Annotated in this window: 17 protein-coding genes; 8 read left to right on the forward strand and 9 right to left on the reverse strand. The window is 72.4% G+C overall.

The annotated features are described in order from the left end of the window. Position 1 precedes the first annotated feature (1 nt). The 6 genes from E3O23_RS14150 to mutM are packed head-to-tail and all read left to right on the forward strand — an operon-like array spanning position 2 to position 6,207. Positions 2-1,366 (forward strand): DUF58 domain-containing protein, encoded by a 1,365-nt coding sequence (locus E3O23_RS14150; RefSeq protein WP_134492040.1) that lies wholly within the window; start codon positions 2-4, stop codon positions 1,364-1,366. Next, positions 1,353-3,740 (forward strand): transglutaminase TgpA family protein, encoded by a 2,388-nt coding sequence (locus tag E3O23_RS14155; protein ID WP_134492042.1) that lies wholly within the window; start codon positions 1,353-1,355, stop codon positions 3,738-3,740. The genes E3O23_RS14150 and E3O23_RS14155 overlap by 14 nt, the downstream gene beginning before the upstream one ends. 11 nt (positions 3,741-3,751) lie before the next feature. After that, a complete protein-coding gene (locus E3O23_RS14160) occupies positions 3,752-4,324 on the forward strand; it encodes a YceD family protein (RefSeq protein ID WP_134492044.1) in 573 nt (190 codons plus the stop codon). 2 nt (positions 4,325-4,326) lie between these two features. After that, positions 4,327-4,530 (forward strand): 50S ribosomal protein L32, encoded by a 204-nt coding sequence (gene rpmF / locus E3O23_RS14165; protein ID WP_092323636.1) that lies wholly within the window; start codon positions 4,327-4,329, stop codon positions 4,528-4,530. A 4-nt stretch (positions 4,531-4,534) separates the two neighbouring features. Further along, a complete protein-coding gene (rnc, locus tag E3O23_RS14170; RefSeq protein WP_420897673.1) occupies positions 4,535-5,242 on the forward strand; it encodes a ribonuclease III in 708 nt (235 codons plus the stop codon). A gap of 53 nt (positions 5,243-5,295) precedes the next feature. After that, positions 5,296-6,207 carry a bifunctional DNA-formamidopyrimidine glycosylase/DNA-(apurinic or apyrimidinic site) lyase gene (gene mutM / locus E3O23_RS14175; protein WP_134492046.1) on the forward strand — a complete coding sequence of 304 codons (912 nt, stop codon included), beginning with the start codon at positions 5,296-5,298 and terminating at the stop codon, positions 6,205-6,207. 130 nt (positions 6,208-6,337) lie between these two features. On the opposite strand, the gene E3O23_RS14180 is transcribed toward mutM, so the two are convergent. Continuing rightward, complete coding sequence (locus E3O23_RS14180; protein ID WP_134492048.1) at positions 6,338-7,411, reverse strand: GNAT family N-acetyltransferase; 1,074 nt, start codon at positions 7,409-7,411, stop codon at positions 6,338-6,340. 146 nt (positions 7,412-7,557) lie between these two features. Here E3O23_RS14180 and smc point away from each other — a divergent pair, with 146 nt between their 5' ends. Together smc and E3O23_RS14190 are read left to right on the forward strand one after the other, a co-directional pair. After that, entirely contained in the window at positions 7,558-11,130 is a 3,573-nt protein-coding gene (gene smc / locus E3O23_RS14185) for a chromosome segregation protein SMC (protein ID WP_134492050.1), read from the forward strand. Further along, on the forward strand, positions 11,127-11,660 hold the full coding sequence (locus tag E3O23_RS14190; protein WP_134492052.1) for a DinB family protein: 534 nt from the start codon (positions 11,127-11,129) through the stop codon (positions 11,658-11,660). The genes smc and E3O23_RS14190 overlap by 4 nt, the downstream gene beginning before the upstream one ends. 244 nt (positions 11,661-11,904) lie before the next feature. Here E3O23_RS14190 and E3O23_RS14195 read toward each other — a convergent pair whose 3' ends face one another. Genes E3O23_RS14195 through E3O23_RS14230 form a run of 8 tightly spaced genes read right to left on the reverse strand, consistent with a single transcriptional unit; the run spans position 11,905 to position 19,181 of the window. Next, positions 11,905-12,297 carry a hypothetical protein gene (locus tag E3O23_RS14195; protein ID WP_134492054.1) on the reverse strand — a complete coding sequence of 131 codons (393 nt, stop codon included), beginning with the start codon at positions 12,295-12,297 and terminating at the stop codon, positions 11,905-11,907. 14 nt (positions 12,298-12,311) lie between these two features. After that, complete coding sequence (locus E3O23_RS14200) at positions 12,312-13,367, reverse strand: NAD(P)/FAD-dependent oxidoreductase (RefSeq protein ID WP_134492056.1); 1,056 nt, start codon at positions 13,365-13,367, stop codon at positions 12,312-12,314. After that, positions 13,364-13,690: a ferredoxin gene (fdxA, locus tag E3O23_RS14205; protein ID WP_134492058.1), complete on the reverse strand. Its 327-nt coding sequence runs from the start codon at positions 13,688-13,690 to the stop codon at positions 13,364-13,366. The genes E3O23_RS14200 and fdxA overlap by 4 nt, the downstream gene beginning before the upstream one ends. Next, positions 13,687-15,132: an FAD-dependent oxidoreductase gene (locus E3O23_RS14210; protein ID WP_134492060.1), complete on the reverse strand. Its 1,446-nt coding sequence runs from the start codon at positions 15,130-15,132 to the stop codon at positions 13,687-13,689. The genes fdxA and E3O23_RS14210 overlap by 4 nt, the downstream gene beginning before the upstream one ends. Continuing rightward, entirely contained in the window at positions 15,129-16,433 is a 1,305-nt protein-coding gene (gene cobA, locus E3O23_RS14215) for a uroporphyrinogen-III C-methyltransferase (protein WP_134492062.1), read from the reverse strand. Before cobA ends, E3O23_RS14210 begins: the two co-directional genes overlap by 4 nt. Continuing rightward, positions 16,430-17,335, reverse strand: coding sequence for an ABC transporter permease (locus tag E3O23_RS14220; RefSeq protein WP_134492064.1), 906 nt, complete (start codon positions 17,333-17,335; stop codon positions 16,430-16,432). The genes cobA and E3O23_RS14220 overlap by 4 nt, the downstream gene beginning before the upstream one ends. Beyond that, complete coding sequence (locus tag E3O23_RS14225; RefSeq protein ID WP_134492066.1) at positions 17,325-18,131, reverse strand: ABC transporter ATP-binding protein; 807 nt, start codon at positions 18,129-18,131, stop codon at positions 17,325-17,327. The genes E3O23_RS14220 and E3O23_RS14225 overlap by 11 nt, the downstream gene beginning before the upstream one ends. 3 nt (positions 18,132-18,134) lie before the next feature. Next, on the reverse strand, positions 18,135-19,181 hold the full coding sequence (locus E3O23_RS14230) for an ABC transporter substrate-binding protein (RefSeq protein ID WP_134492084.1): 1,047 nt from the start codon (positions 19,179-19,181) through the stop codon (positions 18,135-18,137). Positions 19,182-19,220: the final 39 nt, after the last annotated feature.

The following is a 19,220-nucleotide window of genomic DNA, read 5'->3' on the forward strand; positions in this document are numbered from 1 at the left end:
CATGTCCGAGCAGCGACGGCGCCTCCGCCCGGTCTGGTTCCCGCGACTCACCCGGCGCGGCGGGATGTTCCTCGCCGTCGGCGGCGCGCTCTTCCTCAACGCCCTTGTGATCGACCGGCGCGACCTCCTGTTCATCGCCTGCCTGCTCCTGGCCGTGCCCGTCGTCGCGCTCGTCTACGTCACCGTCCGGCCGGCCACGGTGCAGCTCAGCCGCGCTATCCGGCCCGTGATCGTGCCGGCCGGCAGCGACGCCGTCGTCGCACTCCGGGTTCGCAACCTCTCCTCCCGTCCCGTTTTCGGAACCCGCTGGCGGGACACGGCGTCGCCGGGGATCACCGTGCCGGCCGGCGTCATAATGCCCACGCTCGACCGCTACGAGGGCGGCCCGGACACCGGGGGAGACACCGCGAGGCTCGAATACACCCTCACGCCGCTGCGCCGCGGCGTGTACGACCTCGGCCCGCTCATGCTCGGGCGCAGCGACCCGTTCGACCTCGCGGTCAGCGAGCGGCCCGTCGGGGAACCCCACGACCTCGTCGTCACGCCCCGGATCACCCCGCTGCCCGGCAACGCCCTGAATATCCGCAGCGGGGATGGCTCGATCCACGAGCTGATCCGCCACATCAGCCCCAGCTCCGACGAACTGATCGCCCGCGAATACCGGCCGGGGGACCCGCTGCGCCGCGTGAACTGGCCGGCCACCGCGCGGCACGGCGAGATCATGGTGCGGCAGGAGGAACAGCGCAGCAACCCGGCGGCACGCATCATCCTCGACACCACGCTGGCCGGCCGGCCGGCGTACGCGCCCACCGAGGCCGCGGCGCGCACGAGCCGCCACGACCAGGCCTTCGAGGTCGCCGTCGAACTCACCGCCTGTGTGGCCGTGCACCTTCTCGATGCGGGCTTCCGGGTCGAGCTGGTCGAACTCGGCCCCAGCCAGCTGGCCCCCGCGGCCGGCGGCGGGCGGGGCGGGCTCCACGGCGACGCCCCCGGCTCCTTCCGGGCCCCGGGCGGCGACCGTCTGCTGCTCGAGGGCCTGGCGAGCATCGTTCCCGCGCAGCGCGCCGCCGGCAATGCGGCCGAGGGGGCGAGGTCGCGGCGCGCCGCCGTCAGCCGGGGCCTCGGCCTGCTGCCGACCTTCGCCGTACTCGTCGACATCGACGCGCAGGATGCCGCAGAGCTCGCCGCGATCCGCGGCCGCTGCGCGCCGGCGGTGGCCTTCGTCATCGACACCATGGGCCGCGGCGCCCTCGAACGGCTGCGGGATGCCGGGTGGCGCTGCATCGGGCTGCGCACGCACCGGGACATCCCGGCGGCCTGGGACCAGGCCCGGCAGGAACGGGGTGCCGTCCGTGACCTCGCCTGAGCGCCTGTCCGGTGCCGTGACCAGCGGCCGAGCGGCGAAGAGCGGCCGCCGGCCGAGCGGGCAGTGGCCGCTCACCCTGGCGATGCTGCTGCTGCTCCTGGTCGGCTGCGCCGTGCTCGGCCCGTTGCTGCGCGGTTCCTCGTGGTGGTGGCCGATGGCCCTGGTGGGGGCGACCGTGCTGGTCGCCTCGGGACTCCTCCGCCGTACCCGCCTCGCTTCCTCGCTCGTGCCCGTCGCGGGGCTCGGCGTGCTCCTGGCGACCCTGACCCTGTTGTTCGGCCTCGGAACCGGCCTGCTCTGGCTGGTCCCGACGCCGGACACGCTCGAACGGTTCGGGCTCCTCGTCGACACCGGCGTCTCCTCGATCGAGCAGCAGAGCATCCCGGCCGAGCCGATCGAGGGCATCCTGTTCCTGCTGGCCGCCGGGGCCGGCCTGATGGCCGTGCTGATGGACGCCCTCGCGCTCACCCTGCGCTGGCCGGCGCTCGCGGGCCTGCCCGTGCTCGTCCCGGTCGCGGTCCCGGGGCTCCTCCTCGACGAGGGCGCCCACCTGGTGGCGCTGATCGCCGCGGCCGCCGCCTACCTGCTGCTCCTCCGCGTGGACGTGCGCCTGCGCCGGGTGGCCGAAGCGAACACCCCGTCGTCCGGCCGCGACGCCCCACGCGTGTACGCGCCGGTGCGCCGCCGGGGCCCGAGGCCGGTCTGGGGCGCTGTCACGGTGGGCAGCATCGGCATCGTCAGCGCCCTGCTGCTCAGCTCGGCAACCCCGACCATTACGGAGGGCGGTCTGTTCGGGTCGAGCACCAACGGCGTGCTCTTCGGCGCCGGCATCAGCCCGATGATCGACCTCGGCCAGGACCTTCGCCGCCCGGACCCCGGGCCCGCGCTGCACTACACGACGACGGCCGAGAAGCCGCCGTATTTCAAGCTCATGACGCTCGACCAGTTCGCCGGCACGACCTGGACCTCCCGGTCCGACGCCACGACGACGAGCAACACCGTCGACCGCATCGACAGACCGCCGGGCCTCGCGGACGACATCAAGACCACGAAGACGACGACGAAGGTCGTCATCGACGGCGTGGAGACGGACCTGCTGCCCGCGCCCAGCCCGGCGAGCCGCATCCAGGGGCTCGAGGGCTCCTGGTTCTGGAACAACCTCACCCACACCATCAAGAGCACCGACAGCACCACGGCGGGGCAGGAATACACCGTCACCGCGGTCGAACTCCAGCCGACCGCGGAGCAGCTGCGCGCCGCGCGCGGACGCTACCCGGTCAGCGTGGCGCCCAACCTCAAGCTGCCGTTCCCGCGCCCGGCCATCATCGAAGACACCGCCAGGTCGGTGACCGAGGGCACCGCTTCGGACTATGACGCGGCCGTGGCCCTGCAGGACTATCTCCGGGGCAGCGCCTTCGACTACGACACGGATGCCCCGGTCGACGACGGCTACGACGGCGGGGGCCTGGATGTCATCGGCACCTTCCTCCAGGTCAAGCGCGGCTACTGCGTGCACTTCGCCTCGGCGATGGCCGTGATGGCGCGCTCGCTCGGCATGCCGGCGCGCATCGCGGTCGGCTACCTCCCCGGCACGGCGGCCGCCGGCGCGGGGGACGAGACCAACCGCTATGACATCGACTCCCACGACCTCCACGCGTGGCCCGAGCTGTACTTCGTCGGGGTCGGCTGGGTGCCGTTCGAGCCGACGCCCGGGCGCGGGTCCGTGCCCGACTACGCCCGCCCGGCGGATGCGGAGACCCCCGGCGACGTGCCGGCCTCTCCCGCGCCGACGACCGCTCCCCGCGGCGACGAGGGGGGCGTCACTGCGGACAGCGGCGCGGTCCCCGCCGCCCAGGTGCAGCAGCAGCAGGCCGCCGCGGCGCTGCTGCGCATCGCGCTGTCCGTCGCGCTCGTCCTCGCGGTGCTGCTCGCGCCCGGCGTGGCCCGCCTCCTTCGTCGCCTGCGCAGGCGGCGGCGGATCCTCTCCTGGAACGATGGTGCGGCAGAGGCGTGGGCGGAGCTGGCCGACACCGCGGTCGACCACGACGTGCGGGTTCGCGACACGGAGACGCCGCGTGAGCTGGCCGGGCGCCTCGCGCTGCTCCCCGGCCTGTCCGGTGCGGAGGCGGCCGAGCCGGATGCGGCCGCGGCGCTCGAACGCCTGCTGGTCGCGGCCGAGCGGCAGCGCTTCGCCCGCCCGGGACCCGGGGAACGGGGCGACGGGGCGGCGGCGTGGCACGACCTCGACCTCGTCATCCGCGCCCTCCGGGCCGGCGCCGATACGCGCACCCGGATCCGCGCCTCCATGCTGCCCGCCTCGCTCTGGCCGGCCGTCCTCGGGCGGAGGGACAGCCGCACCCCGCGGGGCGCGTAGAATTGCCCCTCGTGACCAAGTTCAAAAAGACACCGTACAAAGTCGATGTGCGCGACCTCATCAACCGCCCCGGCATCCAGCACGAACGCCGGCTCGATCTCCTCGTGCCCGAAGACCTCGGAGAGGGCCTGGTGGCCGTGAAAGCGGGCTCCACCCTCGAGGCCGACCTGCGGCTGGAGGCTATCCACGAGGGAATTCTGGTGACCGCGGACGTGTCCGGAACGGCCAGTGGAATGTGCGGTCGGTGCCTGATTGACATCGATTTGCCTGTCCAAGTCGAGTTTCAGGAGCTTTTCGCGTATTCTTCAGATGAAGCTTTTGAATTTGAAGTTCAGGATGACCATGTGGATCTTGAACCTCTGATCAGGGATGCGGTGGTTTTGTCACTGCCGTTCCAGCCGGTTTGCCGGCCGGATTGTCCAGGTCTCGACCCAGAGACCGGGTTACGGCTGGCCGAAATGCCTGATCAGGAGCCACACGAAGAGCCTGACCCGAGGTGGTCGGCGCTTCTGGAATTCCAGGCTTCCACAGACATCAGCAGGGGTGAAGACACTCATGCTGAAACGGATAGAGAAGAGAAGTAGTCATGGCAGTCCCGAAGCGCAAGCAATCACGCTCCAACACCCGCTCACGTCGTTCCTGCTGGAAGGCCGAAGCCCCCACCCTGGTGAAGACCATGGAAAACGGCAAGGTCGTCTACAGCCTCCCGCACCGCGCGAAGGTCGTCACCGACTCCGCCGGCACGGCACTGTTCATGGAATACAAGGGCCGCAAGGTCGCCGACGTCTAACTCGATGACGGGTGAACCGATGACCGGTGGTTCGGTCGAGCTGTCCGCGTTGCAGGAAACCCTGGGCGTGCAGATCGACCAGGGTCTGCTTGAGCTGGCCCTGACCCACCGGTCATTTGCGTACGAAAACGGCGGCATCCCGACGAACGAGCGCCTGGAGTTCCTGGGCGACTCGATCCTCGGGCAGGCGGTGACGGTAATGCTGTACCGGGAGTACCCGCAGCTGAGCGAGGGTGACCTGGCCAAGCGCCGGGCGAGCCTGGTGTCCAGCGCCGCCCTCGCGGAGGTCGCCCGCGGCATCTCCCTCGGCGACTACATCCGACTGGGCCGCGGCGAAGTCCTCACCGGCGGCCGCGAAAAGGCGTCGATCCTGGCCGACACGGTCGAGGCGCTCATCGGCGCCGTCTACCTGGACACCGGCACGGATGCGGCGACCGCCTTCGTGATGCGGCTCATCGAGCCGCTCCTGTCCGACCCCGACCGCTTCGGCGGCTCGATGGACCCCAAAACGAGCCTGCAGGAGGCTGCGGCGCGCCGCGGAACCGGCGTGCCGGTCTACTCGGTCACCGAAAGCGGACCGGATCACTCGAAGGTGTTCGTCGCCACGGTCATCGTCGGCACCATCGTGACCGCACGCGGCGAGGGCACGAGCAAGAAGCACGCCGAAATGGCTGCCGCGCTCGAGGCCTGGATCGTGCTCTCCGCCGACTGATCCGGGCCCACTGATCCGGGCCCAGAGGCCCAGAGAGGCCCAGAGAGGCCGACGTGCCGGAGCTGCCCGAGGTTGAAGTCGTTCGGTCCGGCATCGAGCCGGCCGTCACCGGCGCCGTCGTCTCTGCCGTGGAGGTCTTCGAGGAACGGTCGCTGAGGCGGCACGACCGGTCGGCCGGCCCGTTCGCCGACCTCCTCGAGGGACAGCGCGCGCTCGCGGCCGTGCGACGGGGCAAGTTCCTCTGGCTCCCGCTGGAGTCCGGCCGGGCCCTCGTCATCCACCTCGGCATGAGCGGGCAGGTGCTGTTGCGCACGCCCGGCCCCGACGTCGACCGGCTGCTGCGGATCCGCCTGCACCTGGAGCATCCGGTGCACGGCGAGCTGTGGCTCAACTTCGTCGACCAGCGCGTCTTCGGCAGCATGGCCGTCGACCTGATGGCGCCGACCTCCGACGGCCTGCCCGCCGGATTCCAGGGGTCGGCGGCGGGCGAGTGGGAGACGCTCGTCCCCTCCCAGGTGGCGCACATCGCCCGTGACCCGCTCGACCCGGCCTTCTCGTCGGAGGCCTTCTTCCGCGCCCTGGCCCGCAAGAACACCGGGATCAAGCGGGCGCTGCTCGACCAGCGACTGATCAGCGGCATCGGCAACATCTACGCCGACGAGGCCCTGTTCGACGCCCGCATCCACTTCGACCAGCCGGCCGCCTCCCTCTCCGCGGCGAAGGCGCGCACACTGCTGGCCTCGGTGCGCGGCATCCTGCACCGGGCCCTGGCCGAGGGCGGCACGAGCTTCGACGCGCAATACGTGAACGTCAACGGGGAGTCGGGATACTTCTCGCACAGCCTCACCGCCTACGGGCAGCACGGCAAACCGTGCGTGCGCTGCGGAACCACCATGGTGCGGGCGCAGTTCATGAACCGCTCGTCGCACTTCTGCCCGCGCTGCCAGCGCCTGCGCCCGCTCTGACCCGTCCCTCGGCGCTTTCGGCGCTTCGGCTCTTTCGGTCGTGCATACCTTCGCCGAACCGTGAGTTTGGCACCTTCGCGGGCCCCGGGAAGGTGCCAAACTCACAGTTCGGCGGGAGGGGCGCGTGGGTTCAGCGCTTCCAGGCGCCCTCGTAGCCGATCGGGACGAAGCCGACAGCCTCGTTCACGTCCAGCATGTGCCGGTTCTCCTCGGCGTTGAACGTGATCACCGACGGATGCCCCGGCCGCTCCGCCGCCAGCCCCCGCAGGTTCGCGATCTTCAGCAGCATCCCGAGCCGGCGGCCGCGGTGCTCCCGGAGCACCAGCGTGTCCTCCTGGTGCACCGCGCGGCCCGACTCGGCCGGCACCGACAGCTCGGTGAACCCGGCCAGGCGACCGCTCGGCAGGTGCTCCGCGACGGCCGTCAGCGCCGTGCGCGGACCGGCCGCGAACGCCTCCTCCTCCTGGGCCAGCCGCTGCACCGTCCACACGTCCTCCGGCTCCTCGAGCCCGGCGCTCGGGGCATCCGTCGTCATCCGGGTGCGCAGGAGCGCCATGTCCTCCCGCCAGCGTTCGGGAGTGCGATCGGTCCAGCGATGGACCGCGTAGTCGGGGCCGGCCGCCGCCGCGGCGCGCTCCAGCTGCCGGGCCAAGTCGCCCTCGTCGACCGGCAGCGGAAGGCGACTTCCCCGCTCCACCTGCTCGAGCGTGTAGCCGCGGGCCAGCAGGAACCGCACCTCCGGGTTGGCCAGGGGCACGGAGCCGAACCCGGTCGGCGACGGCAGCCGCTCGCCCGGTGCCTGGCGCGACGCCGCGTAGACCAGTGCCCGCACGCGCCCCTCCTCCGCGGCGATCGCCTCCAGGCGGTCGGCCAGCGCGGTCCCGATGCCTCTCCGCCGGAAGGCGGGGAGCACCTCCACGGACAGCCAGGCGACAGCCGCGGATGCCTCGGGCCGGGTCTCGTAGACACCCCGCGCCACGATGTCCCCGCCGACGCGGGCGACGAACATCCGCGCAGGGGCGTAGTCCTGGTCCAGCCAGTACGGGAGCAGTTCCTCTGCCGTCAGGCCCAGCTCGTCCGTGCCGTAGGCGTCGGCTTCGACCGCGTTGCGCACGGCGGTCGCGGCCCGGAAATGGGCCCAGCCCGCCGCGCCGGGCGCCGCCGGGAGGGCAGGTTCATCGACGGTGAAACGGTCAATTGTCATGGCGGCCGGCTTCCGGTGCGCGAGTGCCGCACGAACTGCGCAGCCGACCAGCCTAGCGCCTGGCCGGATCCTCGCACAGAGTCCGGTACCGTAGTCCCAGCACGGGTGGCCGTCCGCGCCATCGACACTTTGGGAAAGGGCGCGCGGTGTACCTGAAGAGCCTCACCCTCAAGGGGTTCAAGTCGTTCGCGCAGCCCACCACCTTCGCCTTCGAACCCGGCGTCACCTGCGTGGTCGGCCCGAATGGATCCGGCAAGTCCAACGTCGTCGACGCGCTCGCCTGGGTGATGGGGGAGCAGGGGGCGAAAACACTCCGCGGCGGCAAGATGGAGGACGTGATCTTCGCCGGCACGTCGACGAAGGGACCGCTCGGCCGGGCCGAGGTGACCCTGACCATCGACAACGCCGACGGCGCCCTGCCGATCGAGTACTCCGAGGTCACCATCTCACGCACCCTGTTCCGCAACGGGGCCAGCGACTACGCCATCAACGGGCAGACCTGCCGCCTGCTCGACGTGCAGGAACTGCTCAGCGACTCCGGCCTCGGCCGTGAGATGCACGTCATCGTCGGCCAGGGCCAGCTCGACGCCGTGCTGCGCGCCAGCCCCGAGGAACGCCGCGGCTTCATCGAGGAGGCCGCCGGAATCCTCAAGCACCGGCGGCGCAAAGAGAAGACCCTCCGCAAGCTCGAGGCCATGCAGAACAACCTCACCCGGCTGAGCGACCTCGCCGGGGAGATCCGGCGCCAGCTCAAGCCGCTCGGCCACCAGGCCGAAATCGCCCGCGAGGCGCAGACCATCGCCGCCGTCGTGCGCGACGCCAGGGCCAGGCTCCTGGCCGATGACGTCGTCACGCTCCGCACGACGCTCGACGCGCACGGGCGCACCGAGAGCGAGCGTCACTCCGAGCGGATCGTGTTGCAGGAGCAGCTCGGCCAGAAGGAACTGCGTCTCCAGCGACTCGAGCAGGCGCAGGTCGGGGATGCCGTCGACCTGGCCAGGCGCACGAGTTTCGGTCTCGAATCCGTGCAGGAGCGGCTGCGCGGCCTGTACACGCTCGCAAACCAGCGGCTCGCGCTGCTCGGTTCGCAGGCCGAGCCCGCCGACGCCGGTCCCAGCGTGACGCCGTCGATGGTGCGGGAAGCCGCCGCGGAGGTCGAACGACTGCAGCAGGCGATCACGCTCGCCCAGGACGGCTGGGCGTCTGCGCAGGCTCGCACCATGACCGCCCGCGGGCAGCTCGATTCGGTCGACGAGGAAATCGCCGCCCAGGCCGTGCTCGTCTCCCGGCATGACCTCGAGGTCTCCAAGCTCAAGGGCCAGGCGGAGACGGCGGCGTCCCGGCTGGCGGCCGTCCGCGGCGAGGTTCTCCGGCAGCAGAACGCCCTCGACGCGGCCCGCGACCGGCGATCCGCCGCCGAGGGACAGGTCGCCGCGCTCGAGGCCGAGGCGGCCGAGGTCGACGCGGGCGACACAAACCTGGACGAGCTCTACGAAGCGGCCCAGGCATCCGTCCGTGAGGCGGAGGCGGAGATCGAGCGCCTGCGCGAGATCCTGCACGGGCAGGAGCGCGAGCGGGACGCCCTCGCCGCGCGCACCGGCGCCCTGTCCCTCGCCCTTGACCAGAAGGACGGGTCCTCCGCCCTCGTCGGCGCCGGTCTGGCCGGCATCCGCGGGCTGCTGGCCGAGCACGTGCGCGTGCACCCCGGCTACGAACCCGCGATCGCGGCCGCCCTCGGCTCGCTGGCCGACGCCGTCCTCGCCGACACCAGGGACGCAGCCTTCGACGCCGTGGCCAGGGCAGCCGCCGACGACCTCGGCCGGGTCGAACTCGTCGTCGCCGACGCCGCCTCGACCCCCTCGCCGGACCTCGGCGACCTGCCCGGCCTGGCCTGGGCCCGCTCGGTGGTGGAGGCGCCGGACGGCGTGCTCGGGATCCTCGCCACCACCGTCATCGCCGACGACCTCGCCGCGGCGCGATCCGCCTTCGGGACCCTGGCCTCGCGGGGCCTCGGCTCCCTCACCCTGATCACGAAGGCCGGCGAGGTGCTCACCGCGTACGTGCTGCGCGGCGGCTCGGGCGCCAGGCGGAGCAAGCTCGAACTGGTCGCCGAACGTGACACGGCCGCGGAGAAACTCGCCGTCGTCACCGGCACGATCGAGCGGGTGCGTTTCGTCCTGGCCGAGCAGCGCACGCTCCTGCAGTCGAACAAGGCGCAGGCGGCCAACGCCCTCACCGCCCTGCGCGCGTTCGATTCACGACTCGCGGCGCAGGCCGAGAAGCTCAACCGGGTGGCCGTGCAGTTCGAGGCGTCCGGAGCCGAATTCGACCGGTTGTCCGCGGGACTCCAGCTGGCGGCCGCGGCCGTCGCCGAGGCCGAGGCGGCAGCGGCGCGCGCCCGGGCGGAACTCGAAACCGTGCAGTCCCGGCCCCGCCCGATCCTCGACGCGAGCTCGCGCGACGCGCTCTACGACCGCCTGGAAGCGGCCAGGGAGAGCGAAATCGAGGCGAGGCTCCAGGTGGAGACCGCCCGCGAACGTGTCAGGGCCGAGCAGGCGCGCGGCGCGGCACTGGCGAGGCAGCTCGAGTCCGACCGGGCAGCGGCGGAGGCGGCGGCTCGCCGGGCCGTCATCCGCCGGCGCCAGGTGGATGCCGCGTCCGCCGTCGCCGAGGCCCTGCCGGCCGCGCTCGCCTCCGTCGAGGCCTCGGTCGCCGAGGCCCGCGCTCGGCTCGCCGCGGCCGAGGCCGAGCGGTCCAGCCAGAACGAGGAGCTCGCACTGCTGCGCCGCGAGGAGAGCGCGCTGCGCACGCGCCTGCAGGCGATCACCGAGAACGTGCACGGGCTGGAACTGCAGATCTACGAGAAGAAACTGCACCTCTCGGCACTGCTCGAGCGGGCCGGCAGCGAACTCGGGCTGGTCGAGGACGTGCTCGTCGCCGAGTACGGGCCCGAGCAGCTCGTGCCGCCGGACGGAACCGCGGTCGGGGCCGCCGGGGCATCCGCCGGGGCATCCGCCGGCCCGGATGCCGCGGGGATCCCGTTCGACCGGGAACAGCAGAAACGTCGCCTGGTCGCCGCCGAACGCAAGCTGGGCCAGCTGGGCCGGGTGAACCCGCTCGCACTGGAGGAATTCGCGGCGCTGGAGCAGCGGCACAAGTTCCTCACCGAGCAGCTGACCGACCTCACCAACACGCGCAAGGACCTCCTCACGATCATCGAGGACATCGACGAGAAGATGGGCGCAATCTTCGCGGCCGCGTTCGAGGACACCCGCGCCGCCTTCGCCGAGGTGTTCCCGGTGCTCTTCCCCGGCGGGAGCGGCAGCATCTGGCTGACGAACCCCGACGACATGCTCACGACCGGGATCGAGGTGTCGGTCAAGCCGGCCGGGAAGAAGATCGAGCGGCTCTCGCTGCTCTCCGGCGGGGAGCGGTCGCTGGCCGCCGTGGCGCTGCTGATCGCGATCTTCAAGGCGCGGCCCAGCCCCTTCTACATCATGGACGAGGTCGAGGCGGCGCTGGACGACGCCAACCTCGGCCGGTTGCTCACAATCTTCGAAGACCTGCGCGAAACCAGCCAGCTGATCGTGATCACCCACCAGAAACGCACGATGGAGATCGCCGACGCGCTCTACGGCGTGTCCATGCGGCAGGACGGGGTGTCGGCCGTCGTCGGCCAGCGGATCGCCAGGGAACGGGAAACGGAGAAGGCCTCGTGACCACGGAACGCAGCGAACCACAGGAACGCGTCGACCCGCGGCCCGCGGCCGACGAGCGGATCACCCTCGACGAGTTCCTCGACTACCAGCGGGCGACGCTGCTGGGCAAGACCGAGGGGCTGGATGCCGCCGGGCTGAACCAGCGCCTGCTTCCGTCGACGCTCACCCTGGGCGGGCTGCTCAAGCACCTTGCCCTGGTCGAGGACCACTGGATCCAGAAGGAGTTCCTTGGCCTGCCCGAAGTCGAGCCGTGGGCGAGCGCCCCGTGGGGCGAGGACCGGGACTGGGACTTCCACAGCGCCGCGGGAGACGCCCCTGACGCCCTGCGCGAGCTGTACCAGGCGGCCTGCGAGCGCAGCCGCCAGGCACTGGCCGGCGCCGACCTCGCCGCGCTGTCCGTCGGCACAGGCCGGGACGGCGAACACTGGAACCTGCGCTGGATCCTCACCCACCTGATCGAGGAGACGGCCCGGCACTGCGGGCACGCGGACCTGCTGCGGGAAGCCATCGACGGGACCGTGGGCGAGTAGCGGGGCGAGTTGCGGGCGATAATTCCCAGCTGTGCGCGCACGCGGTGCCCCGGGACGGATGCGTGTGCCCACCCCAGGGCGCCTCCGGTCGCGAGAACAGGATGGATTGCGCTCGCGTGTCTGAGCACAGGAGAAAGTGGGCCGCTCCTGCCATCTGTTCCGGTTTTGGCCGCGCGCCGACCGCGCGGCTGGCGATAACTCCGAGCTGCGGCTGGTCGCGTTGCTCCAGGAAGGATGCGTGCGGTCACAGCTGGGAGTTATCGCCCGAGTAGCCGGCTGCGGATGTCGCGCGGCTGGCTCCGCCCACGGCATCCGTCGCCGAGTCGCCGGCGGGCGCTGCGGGCGTCGCGAGCGCCTGCCTGGATGCGCCACCGGTCGCGAGAACAGGATGGATTGCGCTCGCGTGTTTGAGCACAGGAGAAAGTGGGCCGCTATCGCCATCCGTTCCGGTATTGGCCGCGCGCCGACCGCAGTGCGACCGCGCGCCGACCGCGGGACGTGCGATTACAACGAGCTGTGGCTGCACGCGGCGCTCCCGGGGGGATGCATGCGGCCACAGCTGGGAGTTATCGCCGAGCAGCACCAGCAGCACCAACACCAGCAGCACCAGTGGCAGCACCAGCGGCACTACCAGCACCAGCGCCCCGCACCTCAGTGCGCGGTCGTGACCCCGAGCAGGTCGTGGGTGATGATCGCGGCGGCGCGCGCGCCCGCCCCGGCGGCCACGATGAGCTGCTGCGGGCCGGGCGCGGCGACATCCCCGGCCGCGTAGACGCCGGGCAGGCTGGTGCGGCCGTCCCGGTCGGTGACCAGGTGGCCGGAGTCGTCGGTGTCGAGGTCGAGGGCGCCGAGGAACCCCACGATCGGATGCCAGAGCGGGCGCACGAACCCGCCGGTGACCGGGATGCGCTCCCCGTCGGCAAGGCGCACGGCGGCGATCGCCCCGCGCTCACCCTCGAGGTCGTCGATGACCCGGCGTTCGACCCGGATGCCCCGGTCGCCGAGCGCGGTCTCCTCGTGGGCGGTCAGCGGCGCGACGCCGTTCGTGAACACGGTCACCGTGCTGCTCCACTGCCCGACCAGGAGCGCCCGGGCGTACAGGTCGTCGGTCTCGCCGATCAGGGCGACGGGGCCGTCACCCTGCTCGTAGCCGTCGCAGGCCGCGCAGCTGAACAGGCTCATCCCGTAGAACGCGCGGATGGACGGCAGCGCCGGCAGGGTCTCGCGGAGGCCGGTCGCCACCAGGACGGTGCGGCTCCGCACCGTGCGCGCCCCGGCCGCGGTGCGCCCGCTGATCCGCACGGTGAACGGATGCGCCGCGGCCGATCCCCAGGCATCCCCGGCCTGGGCCGATCCGTCGTCACGCGAGATCGAATCGACGCTCGCGCGGCGCAGCACCTCGGCCTCGGGGTACCGTTCGAGCTCCTCCCTGGCGATGCGGCGCAGCTCGTGCGGGGGCACGCCGTCGCGGGTGATGAAGCCGTGGGAGAGCATCGTGGCCGCGTGCCGCGGCCGGTCGCTGTCGACGACGAGCACCCGCTGGCGCGCCCGCGTCAGGTTGAGCGCGGCCGACAGCCCGGCCGGGCCGGCCCCGACCACGACGCAGTCGTAAGCCTCGTGGTCGAAAGCTGCGTGGTCGTAAGCCTTGTGGTCGAACGCCTCGTGATCGAAGGCCTCGCCCGCGCGCGCCTCCGGTTGGTCACTCATGCGCTGCCGCCCTGGGGCGGCAGCGCGGCGATCAGCGGGTGGTCGAAGTCGAGTGTGCCCGTCTTCGCGGCGCCGCCGGGGGAGCCGATCTCGTCGAAGAAGGCGACGTTGGCCGTGTAGTACTCGGCCCATTCCTCGGGCAGGTCGTCCTCGTAGTAGATGGCCTCGACCGGGCAGACGGGTTCGCAGGCGGCACAGTCGACGCACTCGTCCGGCTGGATGTAGAGCGACCGCTCTCCCTCGTAGATGCAGTCGACGGGGCACTCGTCCACACAGGCGCGGTCCTTGACGTCGACGCAGGGCAGCGCGATGACGTAGGTCATGACTCGACCAGGCTGCCGGTGCGGGAGACCTCGACCTGCTCGCCCCGCTCCACAACCTTGACCCGCTCGCGGGCGACCGGCGAGGTGTCGGCGGCGCCGAGCTCCCGTTCGTGGGCGTCCAGGGCGAGCCAGCCCGGCCAGGTGGTGAAGCGCACGCCGCGGTCCTCGAGCAGCGTGAGAACGGCATCCGGATCGTCGACGGCCGGGTCGGCCAGGAGGCCGGCGTCGTCGACGAGCCGGCCGATCGTCTCCAGGGCGTCGCCCTTGGTGTGGCCGATCAGCCCGACCGGCCCGCGCTTGATCCAGCCGGTGGCGTAGAGCCCGTGGATCGGGTCTCCGGCCGCGTCGAGCACCCGGCCGCCGTCGTTGGGGATGACGCCGCGCGCCTCGTCGAACGGCACCTCGGGCAGGGCGCTGCCGAGGTAGCCGACCGCCCGGTAGACGGCCTGCAGGGGGAAGTCCCGGATGTCGCCGGTGCCGCGCACGCCGCCGTCACCGCCGGCATCGGTGGGGATCGGTTCGGTGCGCTCGAAGCGCATCCCCTCGACCCGCCCGTCGCCGTAGACCTCGACCGGGGAGTGGTGGAAGTGCAGGTGCAGCCGGCGGGAGGCTCCCGTGGGCTCCTTCGCCAGCCAGCCGGTCAGGGTGCGGGTCATCACCTTGACCTGGTTGTTCGCGCCGACGAGCTGGCGGGCGAGTTCGTCGTCGTCGAAGTCCTCCGGGTAGACGATCACGTCGACGTCCGGGACGTCGGCGAGTTCGCGCAGCTCGATCGGGGTGAACTTCACCTGCGCGGGGCCGCGGCGGCCGAACACGTGCACATCGGTGACGGGGGAGCCGGCCAGCCCGGCGTGCACCCCGGCCGGAATGTCGGTCGGAAGCAGGTCGTCCGCGTGTTTGGCGAGCATGCGGGCGACGTCGAGGGCCACGTTGCCGTTGCCGATCACGGCGATGTCGGTCGCGTCGAGCGGCCAGTCGCGCGGGGCATCCGGGTGCCCGTCGTACCAGGAGACGAAGTCCGCCGCGCCGTAGGAACCGGGCAGGTCGACGCCGGGGACGGCGAGGGCGGCGTCGCGGATGGCCCCGGTCGCGAAGATGACGGCGTGGTAGTGCGCGCGCAGGTCGGCCAGGTCCAGGTCGACCCCGTATGCGACGTTGCCGAGGAAGCGGATGTTCCCGGTGTCGAGCATCTCGTGCAGGGATTTCACGATGCCCTTGATCCGCGGGTGGTCGGGGGCGACGCCGTAGCGGATGAGGCCGTAGGGCGCCGGCAGGGAGTCGAACAGGTCGATGCCCACCTCGCCGCCCGTGTCCCGCACGGCCTTGCCGAGGATGTTGCCGGCGTAGATGCCGGCCGGCCCCGCACCGATGATGGCGACGCGCAGGTGCGCGTCCTGTTGCTGGGGCGCGTGCTCGTTGGGGGCAGCGGGCGTCCGGGTCATGTGAGGGCCTTTCGGGGTGCGAGGGTGTCAGGAATGAGAGTGTGCTGGGCGAGGGCGTCGAGCCCGGGCGAGGCGCGCAGCGGCCCGGGCTCCGCGTACGGGCTGAGGGTGACGACGTCGCCGACGACGATGACGGCCGGCGAGCGGACGCCCCTGGCCTCCGCCTGGGCGGCGATCGTGTCGAGCGTTCCGATGGTCACGCGCTGGTTCGGGCCGTAGCCGTCCTCGATGATCGCGACGGGGCATCCGGCTCCGCGGGAGCCGGCGGCCAGGGCCCCGGCCGACCCGGCGAGGGCGCTGACGCCCATCAGCAGGACGACGGTGTGGTCGCCGCCGCCGGGGAGTCCGGCGATCTGCTCGTGGCCGGTGACGACCGTGAAGCCGTTCGCGACGCCGCGGTGGGTGACCGGGATGCCCGCGGCCGCCGGCACCGAGATGGCGCTGGTCACGCCGGGCACGATCTCGGCCGTGACCCCGTGCCTGCGGCAGTATTCGGCTTCCTCGCCGCCGCGTCCGAGCACGAACGGGTCGCCACCCTTGAGCCGCACGACCCGTGCCCCGGCCAGGGCGTGTTCGACCAGGAGCGCGTTGATCTCGTGCTGCGGCACCGGGTGGTGGCCGGGGAGCTTGCCGACGTCGATGACGAGCACCTGGGCGGAGAGTTCGCCGAGGAGCGAGCGCGGGCCCAGGCGATCGGCGATGACGACGTCGGCCTCGGCCAGCAGGCGGCGCCCGCGCACGGTGATCAGGCCGGGGTCGCCGGGCCCGCCGCCGACGAGGTGCACGGTGCCGGGTCCCTCGGCGCGGCGGTGGTGCCGAAGCGGGAGCGAGCCGGCGTCGAGGGCGGTGGCGATCGCATCCCGCAGCGCCATGGCCCGGCGGGGATCCCCGCCGGCCGAGACGGCGACGGTGACGTCGTCCCGCCGGGCGACGGCGGGCACCCAGGCCGCAGAGCTCCGGTGGTCGGAGGCGGCGACGCACCACAGCCGGGCGGCGTCGGCGTCGGCCGCGACCTGCGCGTCGACCTCCGGGATGCCGGTGGCTGTGTGTGCGAGCCAGGCGCCGTCGAGGTCGCCGGGGGCGTAGGCGCGGGCCCGCCAGGTGACGGCGCCCGTCTGCACGAGGGAGCGCAGTTCCGCTCCGGCCTCGGGGGAGATGACGGTGACGATCGCGCCGGCCTGCACCAGGCCGGAGGCGCGGCGGGCGGCCACGGGACCGCCGCCGACGACGGTGACGGCCCGGCCGGCCAGGCGCAGGCCGAGCGGGTAGAGCGTGGTGTCGTCGGGCAGGGCGCCGGTCATCGGATTCCTCCGGGGGTGAGTCCGCGGCGCCGCAGCAGCCTCCGTTCGATGGGGGCGAAGATGCTCAGTTCGACGAGGATGCCGACGCCGAGGATGAGCAGGATCGTCGCGAGCACGCTGGCCAGGTCGGCCAGCTCGCGGCTCTGCTGCAGCATCGAGCCCAGTCCGAAGCCGATCGTGCCGCCCATCGCGATGATCTCGGCGGCCATGAGCGACCGCCAGGAGAAGGCCCAGCCCTGCTTGAGCCCGGAGAAGTAGCCGGGTAGCGCGGCGGGCAGCACCACGAGGGTGGCCAGCTGGATGCGGCCGGCGCCGAGCACGGTCCCCACGCGGCGAAGCTGCGGCGGCACCTGGTCGATGCCGGAGACGAGCCCGTTCGCGATCGACGGCACGGCGCCCATCAGCACGACGAAGTAGACGGTGGCGTCGGAGAGGCCGAACCAGATGATCGCCGCGGGCACCCAGGCCACGGAGGGGAGCACCTGCAGGCCGGAGAGCAGCGGGCCGAGCGCGAGGCGCAGGGGGCGGCACTCGGCCAGCAGCAGTCCGAGCGGAGTACCGACGGCGATGGCGATGAGGAAGCCGATGCCGCCGCGTTCGAGGCTGGTGAGCACCGCGAGCTGCAGCCGGCCGTCGCCCCACTGGTCGATGATCGCGCCGAGCACGTCCAGCGGCCCGGGCACGAGGTCGGGGCGCGGCCGGGCGATGGTGACGTAGAGCTGCCACACGCCGACGAGGGCGATCAGCAGCAGCACCGGCGGCAACACGCCGTCGAGGATGTTCCGCCAGCGGCTCTTCTCCGGCACGGCGTTGGTCTGCAGGGCGTCGAGCCCCGACTCGAGGGTGCGCAGGTCGTCCGCCGGTCGGGCGTCGGCCGGGGCGAGGGTGGTGTCAGGCGGCATTGCGGCGGATCTCCCTTCGGAGCTGCTCGGTGATTTCGATCGACAGGCGTGACACTTCGGGGGATTCGATCCGGCGGGGACCGTCGTCGGCGAGCCGCCACTCGTTGGCGATGCGCCCCGGCCGGGACGACATCAGCAGCACGCGCTGGCCGAGCCGGGCGGCTTCGCGCACGTTGTGGGTGACGAAGACGATCGTGCGGCCGGTTTCGCGCCACACCCGCTCGAGCTCCTCGTGCAGCAGGTCGCGTGTGATGGCGTCGAGCGCCGCGAAGGGTTCGTCCATCAGGAGCACCTTGCGGTCCTGCGCGAGCGACCGGGCGAGGGCGACGCGTTGCCGCATGCCGCCGGACAGCTCGTGCGGGCGCTTGCGTGCGGCATCCGCGAGGTTGACGACGTCGAGCAGCTCGAGGGCCTGCCCGCGTCGTTTCTCCCGCGGCACCCCGCGCAGTTTGAGCGCCAGCTCGATGTTCCGGCCGGCGGTCAGCCAGGGGAAGAGCGCGGCATCCTGGAACATGACTGCCGCGTTGCCGCTGGCCACGGTGACGGTGCCGGAGCTGGGCAGTTCGAGGCCCGCGATGATGTTCAGCAGCGTCGACTTGCCGCAGCCCGACGCGCCGAGGAGGCAGACGAACTCGCCTGGTTCGATCCGGACGCTCACGTCCTCGAGCACGAGCGGCCCGTCGGCGCCGAAGCGCTTGCTCAGCCCGTCGATGCGGATGGCGGGCGCTGCCGAGGCGCGTGCGGCGTGCCGGTCGGGCTGCTGCGACGCGGCCGTCGTGATGCCCTGCGCGGTCATGGTCTAGTCCGTCCCGAGTCCGCCGGCCGAGACCGGGTCTTCGCCCTGTTCGGCGAGCACGTCGTTCAGCAGGGACAGGTCGAAGAGCCCGTTCAGGTCGCCCGGCTTCGAGGTGCCGGCGTCGACGCCGGCGTCCAGCAGCGTCTCGAACGTCCCGGCGAGCGGGTCGGTGGTGAACCGCACCGAGCCCAGGGCGCGTGCCAGCACGGCATCCGGCAGGGCCTTGCCCGTATCGTCGGCCAGGCGCGTGTTGATCACGACGGCGGCCTCCTCCTGGTGTGCGGTCAGCCAGCCGACGGATGCCGTGTGGCCCGCGATCAGCGCCCGAACGCTCTCCGGGTGGTCGTCGAGGAACTCGCTCCGCACGAGCAGCACGGTGGTGGGGAAGGCGCCCCCGGGCCAGAGGGACGCCTCGTCGACGAGGACCTCCGCGCCGGCCTCGAGCACCAGGCGGGACACCCACGGCTCCGGGAGCCAGGCGCCGTCGATCTCCCCGCCCTGGAACAGGGCGAGCGTCTGGGCATTCTCGGTGGGGGTGATGCGCACATCGCCGCCGCCGGCGGTGTTCGTCTCGAAGCCCTGCCCGGCCAGCCAGTGGCGCAGGGCCACGTCCTGGGTGTTGCCCAGTTGCGGGGTGGCGATGGTCGTGCCGGCGAGGTCGGCCGGCCCGTCGATACCGGGCCGCACGACGAGGGACGCTCCGCCGCTGGCGGCCCCTGCGACGATGCGCACCGAGGCCCCTGCGCTCTGCACGAAGCTGTTCACGGCAGGGTTGGGGCCGATGTAGGCGGCGTCGATCGCGCCGGCGCTGAGCGCTTCGATGACCGCGGGACCGGCGGCGAAGGCCTGGGCGGTGAGCTCGGTGTCGCCGAGGGCATCCTGCAGGAGTCCCTTCTCCAGGCCGACGAGGGCCGGGGCGTGGGTGACGTTGTCGAAGTAGCCGAGGCGGAGTTCGGCGGCGGGACCGCCGGCCGGCGCCTGCGCGTTGGCGCTGGACGAGCATCCGCTGAGGCCGGCGACCAGCGCCGCGGCCAGGCCGGCCGCCAGCACGGCGGACCGGAGCGCGCCGAGGCGCCGGCCGCGGACGAC

It is taken from the genome of Cryobacterium tagatosivorans (assembly GCF_004402215.1).
Classification (GTDB): domain Bacteria; phylum Actinomycetota; class Actinomycetes; order Actinomycetales; family Microbacteriaceae; genus Cryobacterium; species Cryobacterium tagatosivorans.